Annotated in this window: 22 protein-coding genes; 3 read left to right on the top strand and 19 right to left on the bottom strand. The window is 26.4% G+C overall.

The window, feature by feature from the left end; all coding sequences use genetic code 11:
- Positions 1-45: 45 nt before the first annotated feature.
- From pfkA to accD, 3 genes are all read right to left on the bottom strand, one after another.
- On the bottom strand, positions 46-1,011 hold the full coding sequence (pfkA, locus tag I6E17_RS04310) for a 6-phosphofructokinase (protein WP_176829601.1): 966 nt from the start codon (positions 1,009-1,011) through the stop codon (positions 46-48).
- Between the two features lie 143 nt (positions 1,012-1,154).
- Positions 1,155-2,099 (bottom strand): acetyl-CoA carboxylase carboxyltransferase subunit alpha, encoded by a 945-nt coding sequence (locus I6E17_RS04305; RefSeq protein WP_235235810.1) that lies wholly within the window; start codon positions 2,097-2,099, stop codon positions 1,155-1,157.
- A gap of 17 nt (positions 2,100-2,116) precedes the next feature.
- Positions 2,117-3,001, bottom strand: a complete 885-nt coding sequence (gene accD / locus I6E17_RS04300) for an acetyl-CoA carboxylase, carboxyltransferase subunit beta (RefSeq protein WP_235235809.1) — start codon at positions 2,999-3,001, stop codon at positions 2,117-2,119.
- Between the two features lie 127 nt (positions 3,002-3,128).
- Here accD and I6E17_RS04295 point away from each other — a divergent pair, with 127 nt between their 5' ends.
- Genes I6E17_RS04295 through I6E17_RS04285 form a run of 3 tightly spaced genes read left to right on the top strand, consistent with a single transcriptional unit; the run spans position 3,129 to position 5,189 of the window.
- Entirely contained in the window at positions 3,129-3,863 is a 735-nt protein-coding gene (locus tag I6E17_RS04295) for a chorismate mutase (protein ID WP_235235808.1), read from the top strand.
- A gap of 17 nt (positions 3,864-3,880) precedes the next feature.
- Positions 3,881-4,513 carry a hypothetical protein gene (locus tag I6E17_RS04290; protein WP_235235807.1) on the top strand — a complete coding sequence of 211 codons (633 nt, stop codon included), beginning with the start codon at positions 3,881-3,883 and terminating at the stop codon, positions 4,511-4,513.
- 31 nt (positions 4,514-4,544) lie between these two features.
- Positions 4,545-5,189 carry a toxin-antitoxin system YwqK family antitoxin gene (locus I6E17_RS04285; protein WP_235235806.1) on the top strand — a complete coding sequence of 215 codons (645 nt, stop codon included), beginning with the start codon at positions 4,545-4,547 and terminating at the stop codon, positions 5,187-5,189.
- A 66-nt stretch (positions 5,190-5,255) separates the two neighbouring features.
- Here I6E17_RS04285 and I6E17_RS04280 read toward each other — a convergent pair whose 3' ends face one another.
- From I6E17_RS04280 to I6E17_RS04210, 16 genes are all read right to left on the bottom strand, one after another.
- The gene (locus I6E17_RS04280) at positions 5,256-5,753 is read right to left on the bottom strand and encodes a GNAT family N-acetyltransferase (protein WP_235235805.1); all 498 of its coding nucleotides are present in this window, start codon (positions 5,751-5,753) and stop codon (positions 5,256-5,258) included.
- A 287-nt stretch (positions 5,754-6,040) separates the two neighbouring features.
- Positions 6,041-7,666, bottom strand: a complete 1,626-nt coding sequence (locus I6E17_RS04275; protein ID WP_176829595.1) for a Na/Pi cotransporter family protein — start codon at positions 7,664-7,666, stop codon at positions 6,041-6,043.
- Positions 7,667-7,773: 107 nt separating this feature from the next.
- Positions 7,774-8,280 (bottom strand): GNAT family N-acetyltransferase, encoded by a 507-nt coding sequence (locus I6E17_RS04270; protein ID WP_235235803.1) that lies wholly within the window; start codon positions 8,278-8,280, stop codon positions 7,774-7,776.
- A 138-nt stretch (positions 8,281-8,418) separates the two neighbouring features.
- Positions 8,419-8,817, bottom strand: coding sequence for a universal stress protein (locus I6E17_RS04265; protein WP_235235801.1), 399 nt, complete (start codon positions 8,815-8,817; stop codon positions 8,419-8,421).
- Positions 8,818-8,918: 101 nt separating this feature from the next.
- Positions 8,919-10,268, bottom strand: a complete 1,350-nt coding sequence (locus I6E17_RS04260; protein ID WP_235235800.1) for a WG repeat-containing protein — start codon at positions 10,266-10,268, stop codon at positions 8,919-8,921.
- A 106-nt stretch (positions 10,269-10,374) separates the two neighbouring features.
- Positions 10,375-11,574: a CaiB/BaiF CoA transferase family protein gene (locus I6E17_RS04255; protein WP_235235799.1), complete on the bottom strand. Its 1,200-nt coding sequence runs from the start codon at positions 11,572-11,574 to the stop codon at positions 10,375-10,377.
- Positions 11,575-11,927: 353 nt separating this feature from the next.
- Complete coding sequence (locus I6E17_RS04250) at positions 11,928-12,899, bottom strand: hypothetical protein (RefSeq protein ID WP_235235798.1); 972 nt, start codon at positions 12,897-12,899, stop codon at positions 11,928-11,930.
- Positions 12,900-12,953: 54 nt separating this feature from the next.
- Positions 12,954-14,231 carry an MBOAT family O-acyltransferase gene (locus I6E17_RS04245; protein ID WP_235235797.1) on the bottom strand — a complete coding sequence of 426 codons (1,278 nt, stop codon included), beginning with the start codon at positions 14,229-14,231 and terminating at the stop codon, positions 12,954-12,956.
- Between the two features lie 426 nt (positions 14,232-14,657).
- Positions 14,658-15,815: a Coenzyme F420 hydrogenase/dehydrogenase, beta subunit C-terminal domain gene (locus I6E17_RS04240; RefSeq protein ID WP_235235796.1), complete on the bottom strand. Its 1,158-nt coding sequence runs from the start codon at positions 15,813-15,815 to the stop codon at positions 14,658-14,660.
- Positions 15,815-16,891, bottom strand: coding sequence for a polysaccharide pyruvyl transferase family protein (locus I6E17_RS04235; RefSeq protein WP_235235795.1), 1,077 nt, complete (start codon positions 16,889-16,891; stop codon positions 15,815-15,817). Before I6E17_RS04235 ends, I6E17_RS04240 begins: the two co-directional genes overlap by 1 nt.
- A 142-nt stretch (positions 16,892-17,033) precedes the next feature.
- Positions 17,034-17,324, bottom strand: coding sequence for an EpsG family protein (locus I6E17_RS10045; RefSeq protein ID WP_419180976.1), 291 nt, complete (start codon positions 17,322-17,324; stop codon positions 17,034-17,036).
- A 274-nt stretch (positions 17,325-17,598) separates the two neighbouring features.
- Complete coding sequence (locus I6E17_RS04230) at positions 17,599-18,378, bottom strand: glycosyltransferase (RefSeq protein WP_235235794.1); 780 nt, start codon at positions 18,376-18,378, stop codon at positions 17,599-17,601.
- Positions 18,379-18,389: 11 nt separating this feature from the next.
- Positions 18,390-19,403, bottom strand: coding sequence for an alcohol dehydrogenase catalytic domain-containing protein (locus I6E17_RS04225; protein WP_235235793.1), 1,014 nt, complete (start codon positions 19,401-19,403; stop codon positions 18,390-18,392).
- Entirely contained in the window at positions 19,396-20,118 is a 723-nt protein-coding gene (locus tag I6E17_RS04220; RefSeq protein WP_235235792.1) for a 2-C-methyl-D-erythritol 4-phosphate cytidylyltransferase, read from the bottom strand. Before I6E17_RS04220 ends, I6E17_RS04225 begins: the two co-directional genes overlap by 8 nt.
- The gene (locus I6E17_RS04215; RefSeq protein WP_235235791.1) at positions 20,115-21,236 is read right to left on the bottom strand and encodes a CDP-glycerol glycerophosphotransferase family protein; all 1,122 of its coding nucleotides are present in this window, start codon (positions 21,234-21,236) and stop codon (positions 20,115-20,117) included. The genes I6E17_RS04220 and I6E17_RS04215 overlap by 4 nt, the downstream gene beginning before the upstream one ends.
- Entirely contained in the window at positions 21,236-22,435 is a 1,200-nt protein-coding gene (locus tag I6E17_RS04210; RefSeq protein ID WP_235235790.1) for a glycosyltransferase family 4 protein, read from the bottom strand. Before I6E17_RS04210 ends, I6E17_RS04215 begins: the two co-directional genes overlap by 1 nt.
- Positions 22,436-22,446: the final 11 nt, after the last annotated feature.

Here is a 22,446-nt window from a genome sequence, read left to right as displayed (position 1 = left end):
GGACTGATGTAATTAAAACTACTCAGTCCTTTCATATTTTTTATTTTATCTTGATAAGATATCTGCCATACGATATAATTCTATTACATCGTTTTTCTTAGTTCCTTCCCAAGCATAAGAGATTTCGTGAGTAACTACATGACCATCTTCTATTCCAATCATTACTCCTCCCTCATCTGCTTCTAAAACTTCAACTGCTTTTGCTGCAAGTCTTGTAGCAAGAACTCTGTCACGACCACTTGGAGTTCCTCCTCTTTGAACATGTCCAAGTACAACGCTTCTTACTTCTGTTGATACTCTTTTCTTAAGCTCTTCTTCTATCTCATTAATATTTCCTACACCTTCAGCAACAAGAACTATATCATGAAGTCTTCCTGTATTTCTTCTTTCTTGAATTTGATATGCAAGCATTTCAATAGGGTTCTCCATTTCAGGAATAAGAAGTCCATCTCCTCCTCCTGCAAGACAAGCATGAACTGCTAAGTCTCCTGCTCTTCTTCCCATTACTTCAACAAGAATTGTTCTTTCATGAGATGTAGCTGTATCTCTTAATTTAGAAATTGCATCAAGTATTGTATTTAAACAAGTATCAAATCCTATTGTAAAATCTGTTCCTATAATGTCATTGTCAATTGTTCCAGGAAGACCTACAACTTTAAATCCATGTTCTTTAGAAAGAAGATCTGCCCCTCTGTAAGAACCGTCTCCACCGATAACAACTATTCCTTCTATTCCTCTTCTTTTTAAATTTTCTGCTGCTATTGCTCTGAATTTAGGATCTTTGAACTCTGGACATCTTGCTGTTAATAAAGCAGTTCCTCCTCTATCAATTATCCCTGAAATAAAACGCCCATCCATTGGAAATATTTCATCTCTAAGCATTCCGTGATACCCTCTTCTTACCCCGTATACTTCCATTCCTTTGTACTGTGCCATTTTTGCTGCTGCTCTTATAGCTGCATTCATACCAGGAGCATCTCCACCGCTTGTTAATATAGCTATTCTTTTCATGCTCTTTTCCCTCCTAAAAAATTTATAAGTTAATTTTTTATTTACAAAATAATAAAAATTACAGCAGAACTTTTTTTCAAAAACATCTTTTTTCAAAATAATTCTTGATTATTTAATAATCTGCTCATTATTAAATAACAGTTCTACTCACCCATAAAAAATCCAATTCTTCTAAACTTATTATATCTTTTTTCAAGTAAAGTATCTATTTTTATTTTTTCAAGTTCAGAAATTGATAATAAAACTACTTTTTTTAGGTTAATTTCTGCACATTTTGGATCTTTATGTGCTCCTCCGAAAGGTTCTGGTATTATATCATCTATGACACCTAGCTTTTTCAAGTTCTGAGCTGATATTTTCAAATTCTTTGCAGCTTTTTCAGCAAGGCTTCCATCTTTAAAAAGTATCGCTGCACATCCTTCTGGAGAAATTACAGAATAAACTGCATGCTCCATCATATATACTCTGTCAGCTACACCAAGAGCAAGAGCTCCTCCACTACCACCTTCTCCTATTACAACTGCAATTATTGGAGTTTTCAGACCAGACATTTCCATTAAGTTTCTGGCAATAGCTTCTCCCTGACCTCTTTCTTCAGCTTCCATTCCAGGATAAGCTCCTGATGTATCTATTAAAGTAAGAACAGGTATATGAAATTTTTCTGCCATTTTCATAAGTCTTAAAGCTTTTCTATATCCTTCAGGATTAGACATACCAAAATTTCTCTCTATTTTTTCTTCAACAGTTCTTCCTTTTTGAATTCCTATTACCATAAATTTTTTATCATCTATTCTGCAAAGACCTCCTACAACAGCACTGTCATCTCCAAAAAGTCTGTCTCCATGAAGTTCAACAAAATCTGTTGTTATTTCATTTATATAGTCAAGAGCATAAGGTCTTTCAGGATGTCTTGCTATTGAAACTTTATCCCAGTCATTAAGCTTTGAATAAGCTTCTTTTGATTTTGCAGCATATATTTTTTTCTGTTTTTCTATCTCTTTTGATAAATCAACTTCTTTTTCCTCTGCAAATTTTTCAAGTTCTTTAATTTTATTTTCTATATCCAAAAGTTCTTTTTCGTATTTCACAATAAACCTCCGTAAATTTATACAATATTTCTTAATATTTTTACAAGAGTAGCTTTCATATCTTCTCTTTTTGTAATAATATCAATCATTCCATGTTCCAGTAAGAATTCACTTGACTGGAATCCTTTAGGAAGTTTCTGTTTTATTGTTTCTTCTATAACTCTTTTTCCTGCAAAACCTATAAGTGCATTAGGTTCTGACATGATTATATCTCCAAGCATTGCAAAAGAAGCTGTTACTCCTCCTGTAGTTGGATTTACTGGAATTGATATAAAAGGCTGTCCTGAAGCTTTAAGTCTTTCAACTGCTGCTGAAGTTTTAGCCATCTGCATAAGAGAAACTATTCCTTCGTACATTCTAGCTCCTCCTGAACTTGACACCACTATAACTGGAATTTTTTCTGTAATTCCTCTTTCTATAGCTCTTGTTATTTTTTCTCCAACAACAGAACCCATACTTCCTCCAAGGAAACCAAAGTCCATAACAGCTATACTTACTTTTATCCCTTCAATGTTTCCTATTCCTGAAACTACTCCTTCATTAAGTTCTGTTTTTTCTTTTGCAGAAGCAAGCTTTTCTTTATAACCTTCAAATTCAAGAAAATCTTCACTTGTAAGATTTGCATCCATCTCTTCAAATGAACCTCCGTCTATAAGAAGTTTTATTCTGTCTCTTGCCCCCATTTTATAATAATAATCACAGTTCGGACATTTATGCATATTTCTTCCGATATCTTTTTTTATTATTATCTCAGAACATCCTGGACATTTTTCCCAAAGCTCTGATACTTCCTCTGTTATTCCGCTTTTTTCTTTTTCTTTTTCTATAAATACTTGTGGTTCTTCATTCTCTTTTAAAGTCAGTGTTGCATATTTCTTTTTCTTTAGAGAAAAAAACTTCATTTTTCTCCCTCCTTAATTTTTTTATACTGCATTTAATTTTATAGGATTTTTAATTATATTTCAATATTAAATTGCTTTTAATTACATTATAATATAAAATAAATTCATAAACTTTTATAAAATGTAGGTGATTAAAATTAATAACGATTTAAAAAATTTGCGTATTACTCTTGATAATATCAATAATAACATAGCTGCTCTTATTTCAGAAAGAGTTGAGACTGTAAAAATGGTAGGAAAAATAAAAAAACAGAAAAAAAATTTTTATGTTCCTGAAAGAGAGAAATTTATCTTAAAAAATCTTTCAGAAAAATTTCCTGAACTTGATAAAGAAATTATAAAAAGTCTCTTTACTCAAATTATTTCAGGATGCAGAAGCTATGAAAAGATATTTGAAATAGGTCTTAGGGAAGATGTCCATTCTCTTTCTGCTCTTATAAGCATTTTGGGCACATTTACATCCAATCATTTCTTTAAGGATAATGATTCTTTAAAAGAAAAATATAAATCCTTAGACTATATCCTTATCAATTTAGATGGTAATTTTGTTCCTTTAGTTGAAAATATTCAAGATATTTTTACAATAAACTATTGTGAAAATAAAAATGGAAAATTTCTGCTTATGGGAAAAACAGAAAATTCTGAAATCATGTCAGGAAAGATAGGATTTTTATTGAAAAAAAATAACTTTGCCAAAATAGAAGATAGATTGTATAATCATCTATATAATACATATATTCTTTCAGAGGAGTATCTATATCTGGAAATTAATTTTTCTGATGAAAAAGACATTCAAAATATAAAAGAAATGCTCTCTGTTCCTTATAAATATATGGGAATATATCCTGACAACAATTTTTAGTTTTTGGAGGTTTTGTAATGAAAAAATTTTTAGTTTTATTTATTGCTGTAATAATTGCAGGATGTACTAATCTTCCTTCAACTCTTACTCCTGTTGGAATCAGTGTAGTCTCTCAGGAAAAAATAGCTGCTGCTGTTTCAAAATCAGAACTTTATGCAGTAGGAAGCTCTAAAATAGATACAGCAGGTTCTTTTGTTGCTGAAGGAAAAGCCAGAACTCAAGCAAGAGAAAATCTTAAAACAAAAATTTCAAATGAAGTTGCTACAATATTCAACAGCTATATGCTTAATGTAGATGCAAATACTAAAAAAGTATATACAGCAGCTCTTCCTGATTTAAGAAATTATACAACTGATACTCTTCTTTTAAAAGCAACAGAAAAAATTGCTCTTGTTGATGACAACAGATCATATGTTGCTCTTGCTGTAAAAAAAGAAGATATTGCCAAAGAATCTAAATTTGTATTTACTGAATACACTTCAAGTGTTATAAAAAGACTTGAAAATATAAAAACTCTTGTAGGAAACAGCAATGCTGGAATCCCTATTGAAATAGACAGTGTTCCTGTTTCTGTTCCTTCTGAAACAGAAAACATTGTTAATACAAGAAGTAATTTTCCTTCTATTGACGAAGATCCGTTATTCAATTAATTAAGTTAAATAAAAAAGGAAGGCATTTATAATGGTAAAAAAATTATTTTTCTTTCTTGCTGTACTTTTTATAGCAGGATGCTCAAATACTCAAAATCAATTAAAAGATATGGAAAATGCTGTTTTTTCTCTTGATAAAACAAATTCAGGAAGAGTATGTGCACTTTATCCTGATAAACAAAATATTAAAACTTTCGGTACTCTTATAAATGGAAAACTTCAAGGGAGATACACTGAATATTATAAAAATGGCTCTCCTCTTTTAATAACATATTATAAAGATGGAAAGCAAAACGGAACTGCTAGAAAATTTTATGAGAATGGAAATATTCAAATAAAAGGTTTTATGAAAGATGATCTTGCTGAAGGAAAATTTACATTTTTCTATGAAGAGGGAGGACGCAGTTCTATAAAAAACTTTAAAAATGGTATCTATAATGGTTATTATATGGAATTTTATCCTAATGGTGCTGTTAAAGTAAAAGGAAATTACGATAATGGTTTTAAAAATGGTCTGTTTTCTTTCTACAATAATGAAGGAAAAAAAATTCAGGAAGGACAGTATCTTAACGGTATAAGATATGGTGTTTGGAAAAACTTTGATGCTTCAGGAAAAGTTGTTTCCTCTGTTAATTATAAAGATAAAGGATATATAACTCCTGAAGATAGAATCTAGAATATAAAAATATTTATTAAATCTAAAAAAGCTGCCTAAGATATAAATCCTAGCAGCTTTTTTATTTTAATGGACAACTTCACTTCTTCTTTCCATAAGAATTGAATCTTGCCATCTGTCATGTTTATCTTTTGCTATTTTTTCCCTGTATCCTACAAGTCTGAATCCACAGCTTTCATGGAGTTTTCTGCTTGAAAGATTATTTGCTAAAATAACAGACTGAAGAGTCCAAATGTTATTTGCTTCAGAAACTTCTATAACCTTTTGAAGAAGTTTTTTTCCTATACCAAGAGATTTATAATCTTCGTGGACATAGATGCTAACTTCATTTACACCTGCATAATCTTCTCTTGCTGATGTAGCACTTAAAGTTACCCATCCTACAATCTTCCCTTCATATTCTGCAACAAGTCTTCCTATTTTTGATTTAGCCTTGTCCCAATATTCAAAGTCTGGAACATTTTTCATAAAAGTTGCTGTTCCACTGTCTATCCCCTGTTTATATATAGCCTGTACTTCTTCCCAATCTTCATCTCTCATTTCTCTTATTAAAACTTCACTCACTTTTCCTTCCTCCTAAGTTTTGTGTAAAATATTTTAAATATCTTAAGCCAAAATTTTTCGGATATCAGATATAAATTTTTATGCAAACTTAATAAATCTTTTAGAACGGCTTCTTGTATATAATATTTAGGAGCTTATCTATTAGAAAAAGTTTTTGCTTAATATTTCATATATATAATGATAATACAAATAAGAAGAAATTAAAAATATATATTATTTATAATATATCTATTAGTTTTTTTAATAGCTGATTTTTTGGTTTTTTCAAGTTTCTTATCTATAATTTTTTATCTTGTGAAAACTTCAATAACATTAAATATATGGTCTCTTATTCTTCTATAGTGATTTAAGATATCCATATAACTTGTACTGAACATAGCTGACGCTTCAACTTTTGCTGTATTTTCAAGGTGATATGTTCTTGTTTCTCTAAATTTATCTGTAATATGATTTGCAAGAGCAATTGCTTTTATAAACATTTCTCTGTCTTTTGTTTCATATGCTGTATTTACATTTTGGAAAAGTGTGCTTACAGCATTATTAAGATACATTAATTTTTTAATTTTTTCTTCACTTAAAACAATTTCATTGTCATGAAGTTTTCTAAGTGTTTTTGCAATTCTTACAAGATAGTCACTGATTGTTTCATATTCATCACAGATTTCAAGATTAAGTCTTGTTTCTTCCTTCATATTTTCATCTAAATCTTTATTTAAAATTTGGAAGTTTACATCTGTTATTTCTTGCTGATAAATATCAAGCTTATCTTCTATTTCTTGAAGTTTTCCAACCTGCTGTTCACTTATATCTTCTTTTTTTCCATATACTTCTTCTAAAGTAAATATCATTTCTTTTATATTTTGTCCCATATTAAGAACTTCTATTTTAGTCTGACCTACAACTACACTTGGTGTTCCTATCATCAGTTTATCAAGTTGTGTAACTTTTTCTGATGAACTGCTATCATCTTTTACAATAAAACATAAGAACTTAGCAAGATATCCTACAAAAGGCGTAAATAATATTACATTAATCACATTAAACATTGTATGTGCTGTTGCTATAGCCATAGTCATATTTACTGTAGGATCTGCAAAATTTTCTAAAAATTTAATATAAAATGGGAATATTGTAGTTGCCCATAAAACTCCTGTTATATTAATTATAGTATGAGCATAAGCTGCTCTTTTTGCATTTGCATTTGCATTTAATGTTGCAAGAATTGCTGTAACAGTAGTTCCTACATTTTCTCCTAAAACAAGTGCAACTGCTGTATTGTAATCAATAAGCCCTTGAAGAGCAAGAGTTATTGTAATACCTAAAGTTGCTGAAGATGACTGCACAATTCCTGTTATAAGTGCTCCTATACATGCTGTTTTTACTACACCAAAATATGTATCAGCATTAAACATATGGAACAGTCTTATAAATTCAGGCATACTTCTTACAGGTTTTAAACCATTACTCATAAGTTCAAGACCTAAGAATATCATTCCAAGTCCCATTACTGTAAGAGCTCTTGTTCTTGCTTTGTCTCCTTTTAAGAAAACATAAGCAATAGCTGCTGCTCCTGCAATAGGAAGTCCATATTTTCCTATATTTAAAACAAGAATCCAACCTGTTATTGTTGTACCAATATTTGCCCCTAATATTACCCCAAGTCCTTGCTTAAGTGTTAAAAGCGAAGCGTTTACAAACCCAATTGTCATTACAGTACTTACAGAAGATGACTGTACAAGCATTGTTACAAAAAGCCCCATAAGAACTGCTATTACTCTATTTGTTGTAAGCACTGCCAGTATTTTCTTTAATCTTTTTCCTGCAAGTTTCTGCATTCCCCCTGACATATTTTCCATTCCGTATAAAAATATCCCAAGTCCTCCAACGATTTTACATAAAATCTCTAAATACATTTTTCCTCCCTGAATTTTTTCTGAATATTAAATCCATGTAAAAAAATTTTAACAATTTTTTACACGACATTCAAATTTGTTTACAATATTTTTACATTGGAAATATATTATAGTACTTTTTCATAAGCAAGTCTTTCACTGCCATCTTCAACATATATAATTCCACAATATTCAAAACCATTTTTAAGGATTAGTCTCTGCATTGATTTGTTGTCTTGATGAGTATCTATTCTTATACTTTTTATTTCTTTTCCTCTGCACATTTTTTCTGCTTCTTTTACAAGAATACCTGAAAGTCCTTTTCCTTTAAGAGAACTTCTTACAGCTACCCTATGTATTACTGCATAAGGAGTATTTGTTTTCCAGCTTCCTTTCTCTATTATAAGATAATTTTTTTCTCCCCTGAATGAAATTGCACATGAAGCTATTATTTTTCCTTCTTCATCACATAAGACATAGTTTTCTCCCTCTTCTATATCTTTTAAAATACTTTCTTCATTTGGATAACCATTCTGCCACTGATCTATTCCATTATTTTTGAAATAATCTTTTGCTTCATTGATTATTTCCATTATGCTTTTCACATCTTTTTTTTCTGATTTTCTAAATAACATTATCTCTCCCTTAATTTAATAAATTATAAAATACAATATTGCTTTTTACTAAAAAAATCCCTGCATTGAAAAATAGTTCATTATTAATGTAATAAACAAAATTAATAGAACTATTTTTCATTAACAGGGTAAGTTTTTTTATTCAGGAACTATCATTACAATACAAGGAGCATTTCTCACTACATAACTAGTTACAGAACCAATCATACGAGTAAGCCCTTTTTTCGTTGATTTAGTCATTATAATGATATCTATGCTGTTCATTATAGCTCTTTTTACAATTTCGCTTCCTGGATCAATAAGCCCAAATTCACAAGTCAACTTATATCCCATAAGCTCTTTTACAGCAGGAGCTGTCATTCTCTGCATATCTTTTTCAGCTGCTATAAGGTCTTCTTCCATAATCATGTTCTTAACATCCTCTTTTATATACAAAAGAGTAATCTCAACTTCATCTTTATTATAAAGATTTTTCACAAGGTCTATTGAATGCATGCTTCTTTCTGTTCCGTCAAGCGGTATAAGTATTTTTTTCATAACAATCCTATCCTCCTTTGAGATGCAGCCACATAATAAATTTACTCTCGTAAATTCTTTACTTATTTTTCTATAGTTTTTTAAAATTTCCTTTTTTAGATTTAATTAAAAAGATATATTTTTTTCTTAAGATTAAGCTGTCCATTATCTTTCCATTCTTTTTGAATATCTGAAAGCTTTACTGAAAGAATTTCTTTTCCTGCATAATTAAATATTTTTACATTATCTTTATCTATAACTTTAAGAGCATTATCTCCAAAAAATGTTATGCTGTAATATTTTGCAGGTATTATTTCCCTTCCTTTTTTATCAAAAACACCTACTCCTTTTTCTGTTCTTAATATATAAATATTATCTTTTATTCCTATTACTTCCATATATTCAGGCATAACAACAACCTGTCCTTTTATATCTATTACTCCTTCTTTCCCGTCAATTCTGAAAATTGCTCTGTCTTTATAAAAAGGAGTTAGTTCTTTAAAAGCTGCAGGAACAACTATATTTTCCATTCTATCCATATATCCATAATTTTTTCCCTCTTTAAAAAGAATAAGGTCATCTTCTTCAAGGGAAAGCATCTGATATTTAGGCTCTATAATAACATCTCCCTCTTCATTTATAACACCCTCTCTGCCATTTCTATCCTGAATAACTGCCATTTGATTTGTAAAATCACTTACAACTTTATATCCAGAACCTATAAGTTTCATGTCATAACTTGTAAGATTTAAAAGAAAATCATCTTCTCCTTTTTTTACTATACTCATATGTGGGCAGAAAGATAAAACTCTGTCATATTTATCTGAAAGATCCAACTTTGCTTCAGTGAAATCATTATCGCTTCCTATTATGTGATACTTTCTGCTTTTTTCTGTAAGTCCTATATATGTTTTTCTGTTAATCTGATTAAGAGCTATAAATTTAGGAGAAAGTATTGTATTTCCAAAAGAATTTGCCACACCATAAAACATTCCTTTTTTTACAATATATTTTCCATATTTCGTCTCTGTAATTCCATCATATTCAAGAGGCAGAATAATATTATTTTTCCAATTCACTATCCCCCATTTTCCAGCTTTACATACTATGAAATTTTTAGCATATTTTACATATTTTACAAAATCATATTCAAGAGGAATTATAATATCCTGATGTTCATTTATAACTCCTGTTTTCTTTCCTCTTTTTACAATACTATGCCCATTTTCATTAAATTTTTCTATGCTGTCCCACACAGGATCTGCAGCTATAGTTGTATCTATTCTCATAAGTCCGTATTTTCCGTTTTTCTTTATTATAAAAACTCCATTTTCAAATTTTCCCACTTCTTCTATATCTTCAGGAATTTCTACATATGGATATTTTGGGTATATAGTTTCAGCTTTTTTAAAAACAAAAAATACTAAAACAACAAAAATAGCTGAAAATACTATTATTGTTTTCTTTCTCAATAAATCACCCCATTTTATCTTATTCTTATATTAAATTATACCTTAATTTTTTTATTTAATGAATAGATTTTATATAATTTTTTATGAATAAGATAAACACAGAAAATTATTTTTTATAAATTCCAACAGCTTTTTTTTCTTCAAATTTTTCTATTTCTTCTATACTGTATCCCATTTTTTTTAAAATTTCCTCAGTATGATATCCTAAAGGATAACCTGTTTCTTTATACTCTATAGGACATTCTGAAAGCTTTAAAGGTGTTCCCATCTGTTTTACTGTTTTTTCTTTTTCCCCTGCAACTTTTACATCATTTATAAGATTTCTCGCTTTTATATGTTCATCTTCAAGAAAAGCTTCTTTCAATGTAAGCACAGGTTCAACACATACATCTTGTCCTTTAAAAATTTCATTCCATTCTTTAAGATTTTTTTCTAAAATTCTTTTTCTTATCTTTTCCTTTAAAGAATTTACATTCTCAGGCATAACTGTTTCAGATATAAGTTCAGGAAGTTCTATACACTCACAAAAATTTTTCCAGAACTTAGGCTCAAGAGAACCTACACTTAAATATCTATGATCTTTTGTTTCATAAAAATCATATGCACTTCCACCATTAAGTCTTGTTTTCTCTCTTTCAGGTTCTGCACCATTTACTAAAAATGCTGCTCCTTCCATTGCATTAAAAGGAATAAGTCCATCAGCCATAGAAATATCTATATATTGCCCTTTTCCTGTTATCGTTCTATGATATACTGCTGAAAGAATACCTATTACAGAATAAAGAGAACCTGCACCTATATCAGCCATCTGCATATTTGTAAGAACTGGCCCTGTTTTTTCTCTTCCTGAATAATTCATATTACCACTTCTTGCAAGATAATTTATATCATGTCCTGCACTATCTCTCATAGGCCCTGTCTGTCCATAACCTGTAAGAGAGCAATATATCACTTTTGGATTCACTTTTTTAAGTTCCTCATAACTAAGCCCTAAACGCTCCATAACTCCAGGTCTGAACTGTTCAACTACAATGTCATATTCTTTTACCAGCTCTTTAACTATATCCACTGCTTCCTTTGTTTTTAGATTCAAAAAAATATTTTTTTTGTTTCTTCCAAGCCATGCCTGATTTGCAGAAAGATTTGTCCCTTCTATATAAGGAGGATAGTCTGCTACTATATCAGCTTTATCTGGTGAACTTATTTTTATAATATCTGCTCCTAAATCTCCAAGTATAAGTGTTGCAAAAGGCCCTGGAAGTAGTGTTGAAAAATCAAGTATTTTTAACCCTGTAAGTGCTCCCATTTTTTATCTCCTTTCAATATTTGCTGTTTTTTATTTATATCTTAACATAGTTTTATAAATTTATCATAGATATATAAATAAAAAATGAGACAAATGATTTTTCAGATAGAAATAAATTTATTTGCCTCATTAATTATATTGTTATACTAAAATATTATCTATATAGTCTCTTTTAAAAATATATTTATAATAATTTTTTTATATTATAAATATAAATTATAATAATTAATATTATTTTTTATTTTAATTTTATTAATTATTTTTATAGAAATATATATTATAATATCTTTTACATAGATAATATTTAAATTTAGCTATTAAGAATAATATAAAATTTACATATCTTTTAAAATTTATTTTTTATTTACTATACAAACAAAATCATTAGGAATATTAACTACTTCTTCTGTTCTAAATTTATCTTTAAAAATAGTTTTTAATATCATTTCACCTACTATTATTCTAAAATGACTTGTTTCATACCAATAATAATTATTTTTTGAAATGCTATTATTTGAACTAAAATCAAAAATCTCACTTTTTAAAGTTTTAAATATTTTTTCTTTTATTGCAATACATTCTTTTTCATTATTATTTATAAAAGCTGTACTATGAAGAGGATTAAAAATAAAAATTACTTTTATTCCATTCTTTATACACAAGTTTTCTATATCTTTCAAAGTTTCTATATTTTTATCTATATTGATAAAATTTTTATTTCCATAACTTGTTTCTAAAAAAATTTTTTTAGAAATGTGCTGTTCTACATTTTTTTCTATTTCTTTTTCTATAGAGATTGTTTTTTCTGTTATATTTGAACCTGTTTTATAAATATTACTATAATCATTTGAGTAATTTCTTTTTATAATTTCTTTTAATGTTAAAAAATTATAGCTGTTTAAAGGATTAATAAAAAGATAATTTTTTAATATTTCTTTATTTGATAGTTCTTGATAAGGAATTCTCATAGGTTGGCTAAAATGTTCTCTGTCATCTACTTTAAAAGATATATCATCTATTCCTATTATTATCATATTTATAGCTACATCGTTTTCTATAAAAGTATTTATTGTTTTTAACCATTCTTTTGGAAGTCCCTCTGAATAAGTCATATTATAAAATCTGTATCCTGATATTTTTTCTACTGGAATTACTCCTACTCTTGAAGAACCAAAAATAAAAGCATCATACTTATCTTTATTTTTTAAAATATATTTTGTTTTTAAATAATTCTTATTTGGTTCTAATATTTGTTTACTTATGTCTTTTTTAAATATACCATAAGGATCAATAACAAAATTAATACCTAATAAACATATTAACAAAATAAAAATTTTTAATAATATAAAATAGAATCTTTTTCTCATTTTATTTCCCTTCTAAAAATTAAAATATAAAAACACACTAATATTATTAAAAAGTAAAATAGATAAGGAAAATAAAAAAGCTATTTTCCACTCTATATATTGAGAAAAAATATTTTTATTATTTTCAAAACTATTTTTAAAGAAAAACGCAATTAACATTGAAGTTATTAAAACTATTATATTAGTTATTGTTCCCATATTACCACTGGCAAAAGTTCTGTAATCCAAAGTCATTTCTTTTATTTTTTCTAAATGTGTCATCATATAAATCAGACTTGAAATATCAACCATTCCTTTTAATACTTTAACTGCACTTTGTAAGTTTTCTGCTCTGAAAAACACCCAAAATATATTTACTAAATTTATCGTAATAAACCAGCCAATTAATTTAGGTAGTTTTCTTTCAGTATTTTTCCAAATTCTATGGATTAATATACATATTCCATGTAACATTCCCCAAATTACAAAGTTCCACCCTGCCCCATGCCATATTCCACTAGCTAGAAATACTATAAAAAGATTTCTTAAAGTTTTTAGTTCTCCTTTTCTATTTCCTCCTAGAGGGATATACAGATAATTTGTCATAAATCTTCCAAGAGTAATGTGCCATTTTCTCCAAAATTCCTGAATGTTAGTTGATTTGTATGGAGAATTAAAGTTAATTGGAAGAATAATATTAAACATCATTCCTATTCCCATTGCCATATCACAATACCCGCTGAAATCAAAGTAAAGTTGCAATGTATAAGATACTGATGTAAGCCATGCCTCTACAAAATTTAAACTTGCCATCATATCAAATCCTGCATTGGCAAAATGAGCTATTGTATCTGCTATTATTACCTTTTTTGCAAGTCCTATTGAGAACATATAAAGTCCCCTATTCATATTTTCCCAATTTACTTTTTTATTTTTTTCACTTTCAAATTGAGGAAGCATTTCTGCTGGAAGAACAATAGGTCCTGCAATCAGTTGTGGAAAAAATGTTACAAATAAACAATAACTTAAAAAATCATAATTAAGATTTTTTCTGTGATAACTATCTACTACATAAGAAAGTTGCTGGAATGTAAAAAATGATATTCCCAAAGGAAGCATAATATGCAATAGATTAAAATTAGTTTTAAAAATATAATTTATATTTTCTATAAAGAAATCATAATATTTAAAATATCCTAATGCTCCAAGATTAAATAATACTCCAAATATTAATAAAACTTTTCTTCTGATAACATTATTAGCTTTCATATTAAGTTCAGTACCAATAAAATAGTTTACAAGTATTGACACAATAATAAGTATCAGATATGATTTATTAAAATAGGAATAAAAATAAAGTGAAGCAATAACAAGCCAAGACTTTGCTAAGATATTCTTATTATATTTATTTAATAGAAAATATATTATCAAAGTTATTGGTAGAAACAAAAAAATAAATTCATACGAATTAAATAACAATTTTTCCTCCAAAGTATAAAAAATTATAATTATTTTTACAGTCTGAAAAATTAAAAATCAGACTGTTTTTTTATATAAAAAATTAATAGTATCACAAAAATTTATTATAATTTTCTCTTTAAAAATTAGTATAAAAACTTATAAGTTTTTATACTTAAATATTGCTTATATAGTGAAATATAAAAAATATTGACGACAGGGAAGAATTGATAAAAAAGAACCTATCTTTAATTTATTTGCCATCAAACTAAACTTCTTTTATAAACTTTTTTTTATAAACCTTAAAATTCTTATTGGAAAACTTAATATTCTTTTTATTCTTCTTTCCATTAGACTTGGAACTCTGAAATATTTATTTGACAATTCATTAAAACTTAATTTATCAAAGTCTTTATAGAACATATCTCTTTCTTTTGGTCTTGTACAACTTTTATAAAAAGACTGATTTCCTTTTATTCCTGTTTCAAGAGAAACCTCTTTAAAAAATATTTTATTTTTTATTTTGGAAAATATCTCTTCTCCTTTTTCGTTATTTGTAATTACAAGTGATACTCCGTTTTTGTTAAACAGTTCTTTAGGAACTCCCCAAAAATCAGCTAAAGTTATATCTGCTTCTCTTTTTTCTCCATTTTTTGTTCCTTTAAATTTACAAGCATAACATGGTTCATTAAGATAAATATCTTTCAAAAAACCGAAGAAAAATTTATCCATGTAATGGTAATTATTCTTTAATATATTAGTATAATATATTAAAGAAAAATTTATCCACCCAGTCCCCTTACTTCTGAAATCTACTTTTGTTACAGGATTTTTAAACTCTTCATCACAATATTTTTTATAAGATTTATATGAGGGCATTCCATGGCAAATTAAATCTACAGTTATTAAATTATCGCTTTTTACTATTTTATTTAAAGCTGCAATCTGACATGGTGTCCCTGAAAATAAAACCTTTTTATTATTTTTTAAGTCTTCAACTACATTTTTATATGAATTTCCCACAAAACTTGGAAGATATTTAGAACCTCTTAAATCTTTTAAATCTTCTTTTTTTTCTATTCTTTTATGCTTTACATTTCCATTTTCCCAAGAAGCGCCATAAATAATTCCATTTTTGTTTAAAATTTCAAGTGCCATTTCTGAGAAAATTCCACCTGAAGAACTGTTTAATAAAATTTCTTTACTGTTTGACCATGCTCCATAGACTTTTACATATTTATTATTATTCCTATTTTTTATTACAGGACACACTTTTTCACATTTCCCGCATTCAATACAATTTTCCAAAATATTTGGTTTATAAAATCCCTCTTCATCATATTTCATTTCTATTGCATTCACAGGGCAGATGTTATAACAGCCAAAACATCCTGTACATTGTTTATTTCCTATAATATTTATTGCTGTTTTTTTCATTAATCCTCCAATGCTTTTTTCAAAAAATCCATTGAGTATTTTCTGTGAACTTCCAATTTTTTATCAACTTCGTTATAGTCTATTTCTTTATCTAAAATTTTACTTTTTACTACATCTTTAATATCTGTAAAAAATCTATCTTGCAAACCTACTCTATTTAAAAGAGTTTCAAGTCTTGCAACTCCTCTTGCTTTATTTGCCACAACAACAAATTTTTTATGAAATATTAAAGAAAATACCGTACAGTGAAAAGAGTCTGTTATTATAAATTCAGCATCTTTTAAATATGTAAGCCACTGAGAAACTTTATTATAAAAAGTTATATCTCTTCCTAAAATTTTAAATGATTTCCCTTTAATATAATTAATATTTGCTTTCAAATAATCTGCTATATTTTGGCTCTCTCTTTTTAATTCTGCTGTATCATCTAAAAGCATATGAGCAATATATTTTTTCTTTAAATGACTTTTATCCTGCCAATCATCTAAAATTAGCTGGTAATCTTCTCTTGAAATCATAAGAGTTGGATCAAGAACACAAACTACATTATCTATTCCAAAAGTATTTTTACAAATATCTATTCCACTTTCTTCACGAACTGAAATATGATCAAATCTTTTAATTAATGGTTTAATTTCTTCTGTTAATTCAGGAGTTCCTTCCCAATAATCAACTCCAAAACTTGCAGCATAAGCTATTTTCTTTTTATTATCATTTACAAAATCAAAAAAATAATGTAATGATTTTTTTTCAAACCATATGGGACGCCAAACTTGATCACTACCTACTACAAAAATATCAAATTTATTATTTAATTTATTAAACTCTTTTATATCTTTTATTTTCTCTGTTAAATTTAAAAATTTATTATTATATTCTCTAAAATTTCTTGTTGTAAAAAAAGTTAATAATCTCCCTTTTAAATTTAAATTAGTTGGATTAAAATCAATTATTTTTATATTTTCAGTTTTTAAAATTTTATTTAATAATTTTCTACAAGCATAAGATTGTAAACTAGCTCCAAAATTTTGATTACTTGCCCATTGAAATGTTAATATCCCTATTCTCATTTTCATATTATACATAGAAAACTATATATACCTCCCTATAAGTCAATTTTTTTATTTTCTAGCAATACTAAAATACTTAAAACAATAAATAAAGATGCTATTGAACTTCTTAATACATTAAACATTGAAAAATAAAAGTCATTTGTTGTTATTGATAAAAAAATGAATAATGGATATTTTTTATAAAAAACTTTTTATAAAAGATATTAAGTATTTTATAATATAAAATTATTTGTATCATAGCTACTGTTATGAACATAACTCTTTCATTGTCAAAAAATTTTTTTAAATGCAATATTAAGATTTTAAAAAGAGGACCTCTTGAATAATTAAAATTTATTTTTTGATTAAATATTTCTATATAACTATAGTAATCTGTTCCTATCCCATTTTGAAAAGCTAATATTAAAAAAATAGGAAAGATTTCTAAAAAAACTATTATTTTTTTATTTGATATTTTTTTAAAAATAGGATATGTAAAAAGTATATAAAGTAATATTAAATATAATATGTTTTATCCTCTTTCTTTTTTAGGGAACTACTTATTTTTTTCAAAAGGAAATATAATTTGAGTTTTCTAATAAAAAAACTAAATTTTTTATAATAAAAAATTATAATTTTTCCTTTTAAATTTATAAATTTCATATTTTCAAACATTTTTCCATAAATATTTATATACTTTTTAACATCTTCTTTTGAAACTTGATTAGGATTTAGCAAACTAAAAAAAACATTTTTAATTCCTGAATAATAAAAATTTTGAAAAAATATTTCATTACATATTTATCTTTTAGAAAATTATTCTTTTCTAAATAATTATAAATTTCTAAAAAACTAATTTTACTGTCTAATTTTTTATCTAAATTGTAAATAGAATTATTTCCATGTAAAATATAATTATATAATGGTCGTTGTACTATTGAAATCTTTTTTGTTAAAACTAGATTTTTAAAAGAAAAAACTAAATCTTCACAATAATGTGTTTTTAAAGGAAATTCTATTTGATTATTTTTTAATAAAGATTTCTTAAATAATTTATTCCATACATATGATGGTTTATTTCTTATATCTAAATATTCATATTTGTTTTGTGGTATAAATAAGTTTTTTTTATCTGAAAAAATATATTTAAAACCACATATAACTATATCTGATTTTTCTTTTAATACTTTATTATACATCTTCTCATACATTTCTTTTTCTATATAATCATCACTATCTACAAAAGCAACATACTCTCCCTGTGCCAATTGTATTCCTAAGTTTCTTGTTGCACTACAACCTATATTTTTATTATTTATGTATTTTATTTTTTCAGGATATTTTTCTACATATTCCAAACAGATATTATGTGAATTGTCTGTTGAACCGTCATTTATTAAAATTATTTCAATTTCTTGCAATGTCTGGTTTACAATACTTTCTATACATTTTCTTAAAAATTTTTCTGTATTGTAAATTGGAACAATTACACTTACTTTTATTTCACTCATAAAAAAATCTCCTACAAATCCCATTTAAAAACTGTCTTAAATGGATTACTTAAATCCTTTCTAAATATTTTATGGATATCTTCTATCGTTTTTAGTTCTTCTTTCTCTTGAATTATCATTTTTAATCTCATTTGAAATTTTTCATCTTGCATTAGTTCCACTGCTTTTTCAAAATCTCTATATCCTGAACGGCTACATCCAACAAAAGTAAGTCCTTTTTCTAATACATCTCTTGTATTTATAGGAACTTTATTTTCACTTACTCCCATTAATATTACAGAACCTTGAGGCTTTATATATCTTATTATGTCATCTATTGCATAACTGCTTCCCTCTCCTCCTGCACATTCAAAAGCATGGTCTATTTTATAATTTTCAGGAATGTTATCTACTAAAATAGTTTCATCTGCAAAAGAGAAAAGAGAAAGTTTTTCAGGATTTTTTCCAAAAATTATTATCTTAGAATTTGGAAATTCTTTTTTTAAAATATTAGAAACTACAAAAGCTAAACTTCCATCTCCCCATATTCCTATTTTTTCTTTATTAGAATGAGATATTTTTTTAAACCTTTCCAGAGCATGAGTTCCTACACTTACAAATTCTGTTATCGCTGCTGTTTCAAGAGGAATATTTTCAAATGGAACTAATCTGTCTTGCGGAATATTTATATATTCCCTCATAAATCCATCATAACCGCTTGATAAAAATTTTGCTCCCTCTCCATAATTTTCATAAATTTCTTCATTAAAATTTCCCGGAACATTTGGAATTAAAACAACTTTCTGCCCTTTTTTAAATTTTTTAGATTTATCAAAAACAACCTCCCCGCAACATTCATGTATAAGAGCCATTGGAAGTTTCTTACTCAAGATTTTTTTATCTCTATTTCCTGTATAATATCTTTGGTCTGCATGACATATTGCCATATACAGTGGTTTTACTATCACATCACTATCAAAATTTATATTTTCATATTTTATTGAAATTACTCTCGGACTGACTAACTGATATACATAATTAATCAATTAAGTTTCCCCCTATCATAGCCTGAGCTATTTTATAATCACTTGGAGTTGTTATTTTAAGATTTGATATTTCACCATTTACAAGATACACAGGATAATTTTTTACAACACAAATCTTACAGGCATCTGTTAATATTTTCTTTTCATCTTCAGAAAGTTCATTATAAAGTTTTTTCAAAATAGAAATTTTAAAACTTTGTGGAGTTTGTCCTTGATACATAAATTCTCTGTTTGGAATTTCAGAAATAATTTCTTTATTATTTGAAACAACTATTGTATCAATAGCAGGAACAACAGTATCACAAGCTCCATATTTTTTTGCAAATTCTATATTTTCATTTAATATTCTTGATGTTACAAAAGGTCTTACTGCATCATGAGTTACTATTATATTATTTTCATTTTCTCCAAACTTCTTTTCTATATCATTTACAATATTCATAATAGTTTCATTTCTGTCTTTTCCCCCTGAAACTAAAACTATTCTTTTTTTATTGTCTTCATCAAAAATATATTTATTGATTAAATCTTCCATATATAAAATCCAGTCTTTATGAATTCCTATATATATATAATCAAATTTTTGACATAATAACATTTTTTGTAATGTATGAATAATTATTGGTTTATCTCCCAATAATAGAAATTGTTTTGGCATATCAGTAATATTCATTCTTGAGCCAATACCACCTGCTAAAATTGCTCCAAATATCATTTTTCTTCCTCCCACAATCCAATTTCTTTTAAAACTCTTTCTGTAGAATTTCCATCAAAAGGATTAAAGAAATATCTTGCAAATTTTTCTATTCTTTCTAAATCCCAATCTTTATTTATAATTGAATTTATTACTTCTTCTGTTGTATAGTTTATTTTATTCGGAATAAATTCATAATAGTTATAATAAAATCCTCTGTCTTTAATATATTCTTCAACATCATAAGAATAAAATAAAATTGGTTTCTTCATAATTGAAAATTCAAATATTATTGATGAATAATCACTTATTAAAATATCTGATACAATTAATAAATCTGAAACCTGTTCATATTTACTAAAATCATATGAAAAAATATTATCCACTGAAATATCATCTTTTTTAATGTTTGGGTGTAGTCTTAAAAATAAAACATACCCTAATTTTTCCAACTTTTCTTTCATTAATTCAATATCTAATTTTAATTTAAAATCACCTTTGTCGTTATCCCTAAAAGTAGGAGCATACATTATTATTTTTTTGTTTTTTAATTCAGGATATTCATTAAAAAATCTTTCTTTCACTTTTAATTTTTCATCTTCTTTAAAAAATATATCTGCTCTTGGCATTCCTAAATTCTTAACTTTTAATTTATCTATTTGGAATGCCTCGGTGTAAACATCTATCACTTTATCAGAAGAAACACTTAAAATATCTATTACTTTATTTTTTTTTATATGGTAATCTTTTTTTTCTAGTTCTATACTATAACCAAACTTTTTAAATGCACCTGCTCCATGCCATAATTGAATATTAAGTTGAGAATATCTTTTGGGTAAAAAATTAAAAAAACCTTCATTTGCAATTAAATATTTAGCTGTAGCTATATGAAAAAGTCCCCTCAAATCAAAAAATGAATAATGTTTTAAATTTGGATATTTTACATTACTTTTATAAAATTCTACTAAAATAAAAGAATATTCTTTATAGTTTTGCAATTTTTTAAAAACTGCTCCACAATTTCCAGACATTTTTTCTCTAGTTCCTTCTATAAAGACTATTTTTTTATTATTTAGTTTATTTAAAGTAAAAAACATAAATAATGTTTTAAATATAAATTTAATTATATTTCTTATCATTATTTCTCTCCTAATATTTTTTTTATTTTTTCAAAAATTATTTTATAGCTTTTTTTTCTGTCAAATTTTTCTTCAGCAAATTTCTTACAATTTTTAGAGTATTCTTCTAATCTTTCTTTATCTTTTAGTATTTCTAAAATTTTTTCCTTTAGCGATTCAGAATTTTCAGGAATATAATTTAAACCCAATTTTCTATTTTCTATAAGATTTAAAACTTCTTTTGATTGACAACAATTTAATATTGGTAACCCTGCTGAAACATAATCTCCAAATTTATTTGTTATTGTTTGCAAAGCTTTTCCTCTAATAGCATTTAATGCTATATCACTATTTTTTAAATAATCTATCATATCTTCATAAGGTAACATTCCCTTAAAAAATATTGTTTTATCTAATAATCCCAATTCCTCTGCTTTATCTTTTAATTTTAAAAATTCTGGTCCATCTCCTAAAATATATAATTTTATATTCTTATTTTCTTTTAACATGTCAAAAGCCAAAATTGCTGTCATAATATCATAACTATGACTTAATGTTCCTATATAAGTTATCCAAATTTCATCATTTATTTTTTTAAATTTTACATTATCAAATTTATTTCCTTCTGCCCCTATATATACAGGTATAAATTCTTTTGCTTTGCTATTTTTTACTCTTCCTCTTTCTACATATGTTTTCGATACTCCTATCATCAAATCAGCCATCCTATATATTGCATTAGCATATAATGTAAATGGATACATCAATATCTTTACAATATAATTATCTGTATTTATTCCTGCTGATATAGATTCAGGCCAAGTATCTTGTATGTCTAAAACAAAAGGAATATTATTTTTTTCAGCATATTTTCCCATAAAAAATGCTGATGTCATCATAGGATATGCACAATAAATCAAATCTGGTTTTTCCATTTTTTTAATTTTTTTCTTTAAATTTAAAGCAAAAGTTATATGCGAAATTGCTCTTTTTACTGAAATATTTTTCTTATAACCAGTTTCGTGTATTAAATGAACATTATAAGAATATTTATTTTCTACACTTTTATCACAAAATTCTTTTTTTATATGGATAAAATCAGAGGTAAATAAATGAATTTCATAATTTTTACTTAACTCATTTGCAATATATTGAAATCTATTTCTATTTTTTATATTTTCTATCTCTGTAAATGGGGCCATTACCCAAATTTTTTTCAATTCTTTCACCC

Source organism: Fusobacterium perfoetens (assembly GCF_021531595.1).
GTDB lineage: Bacteria > Fusobacteriota > Fusobacteriia > Fusobacteriales > Fusobacteriaceae > Fusobacterium_B.
The sequence above is the reverse complement of the archived record's forward strand: the minus strand, read 5'-3'. Positions and strand labels throughout refer to the sequence as shown.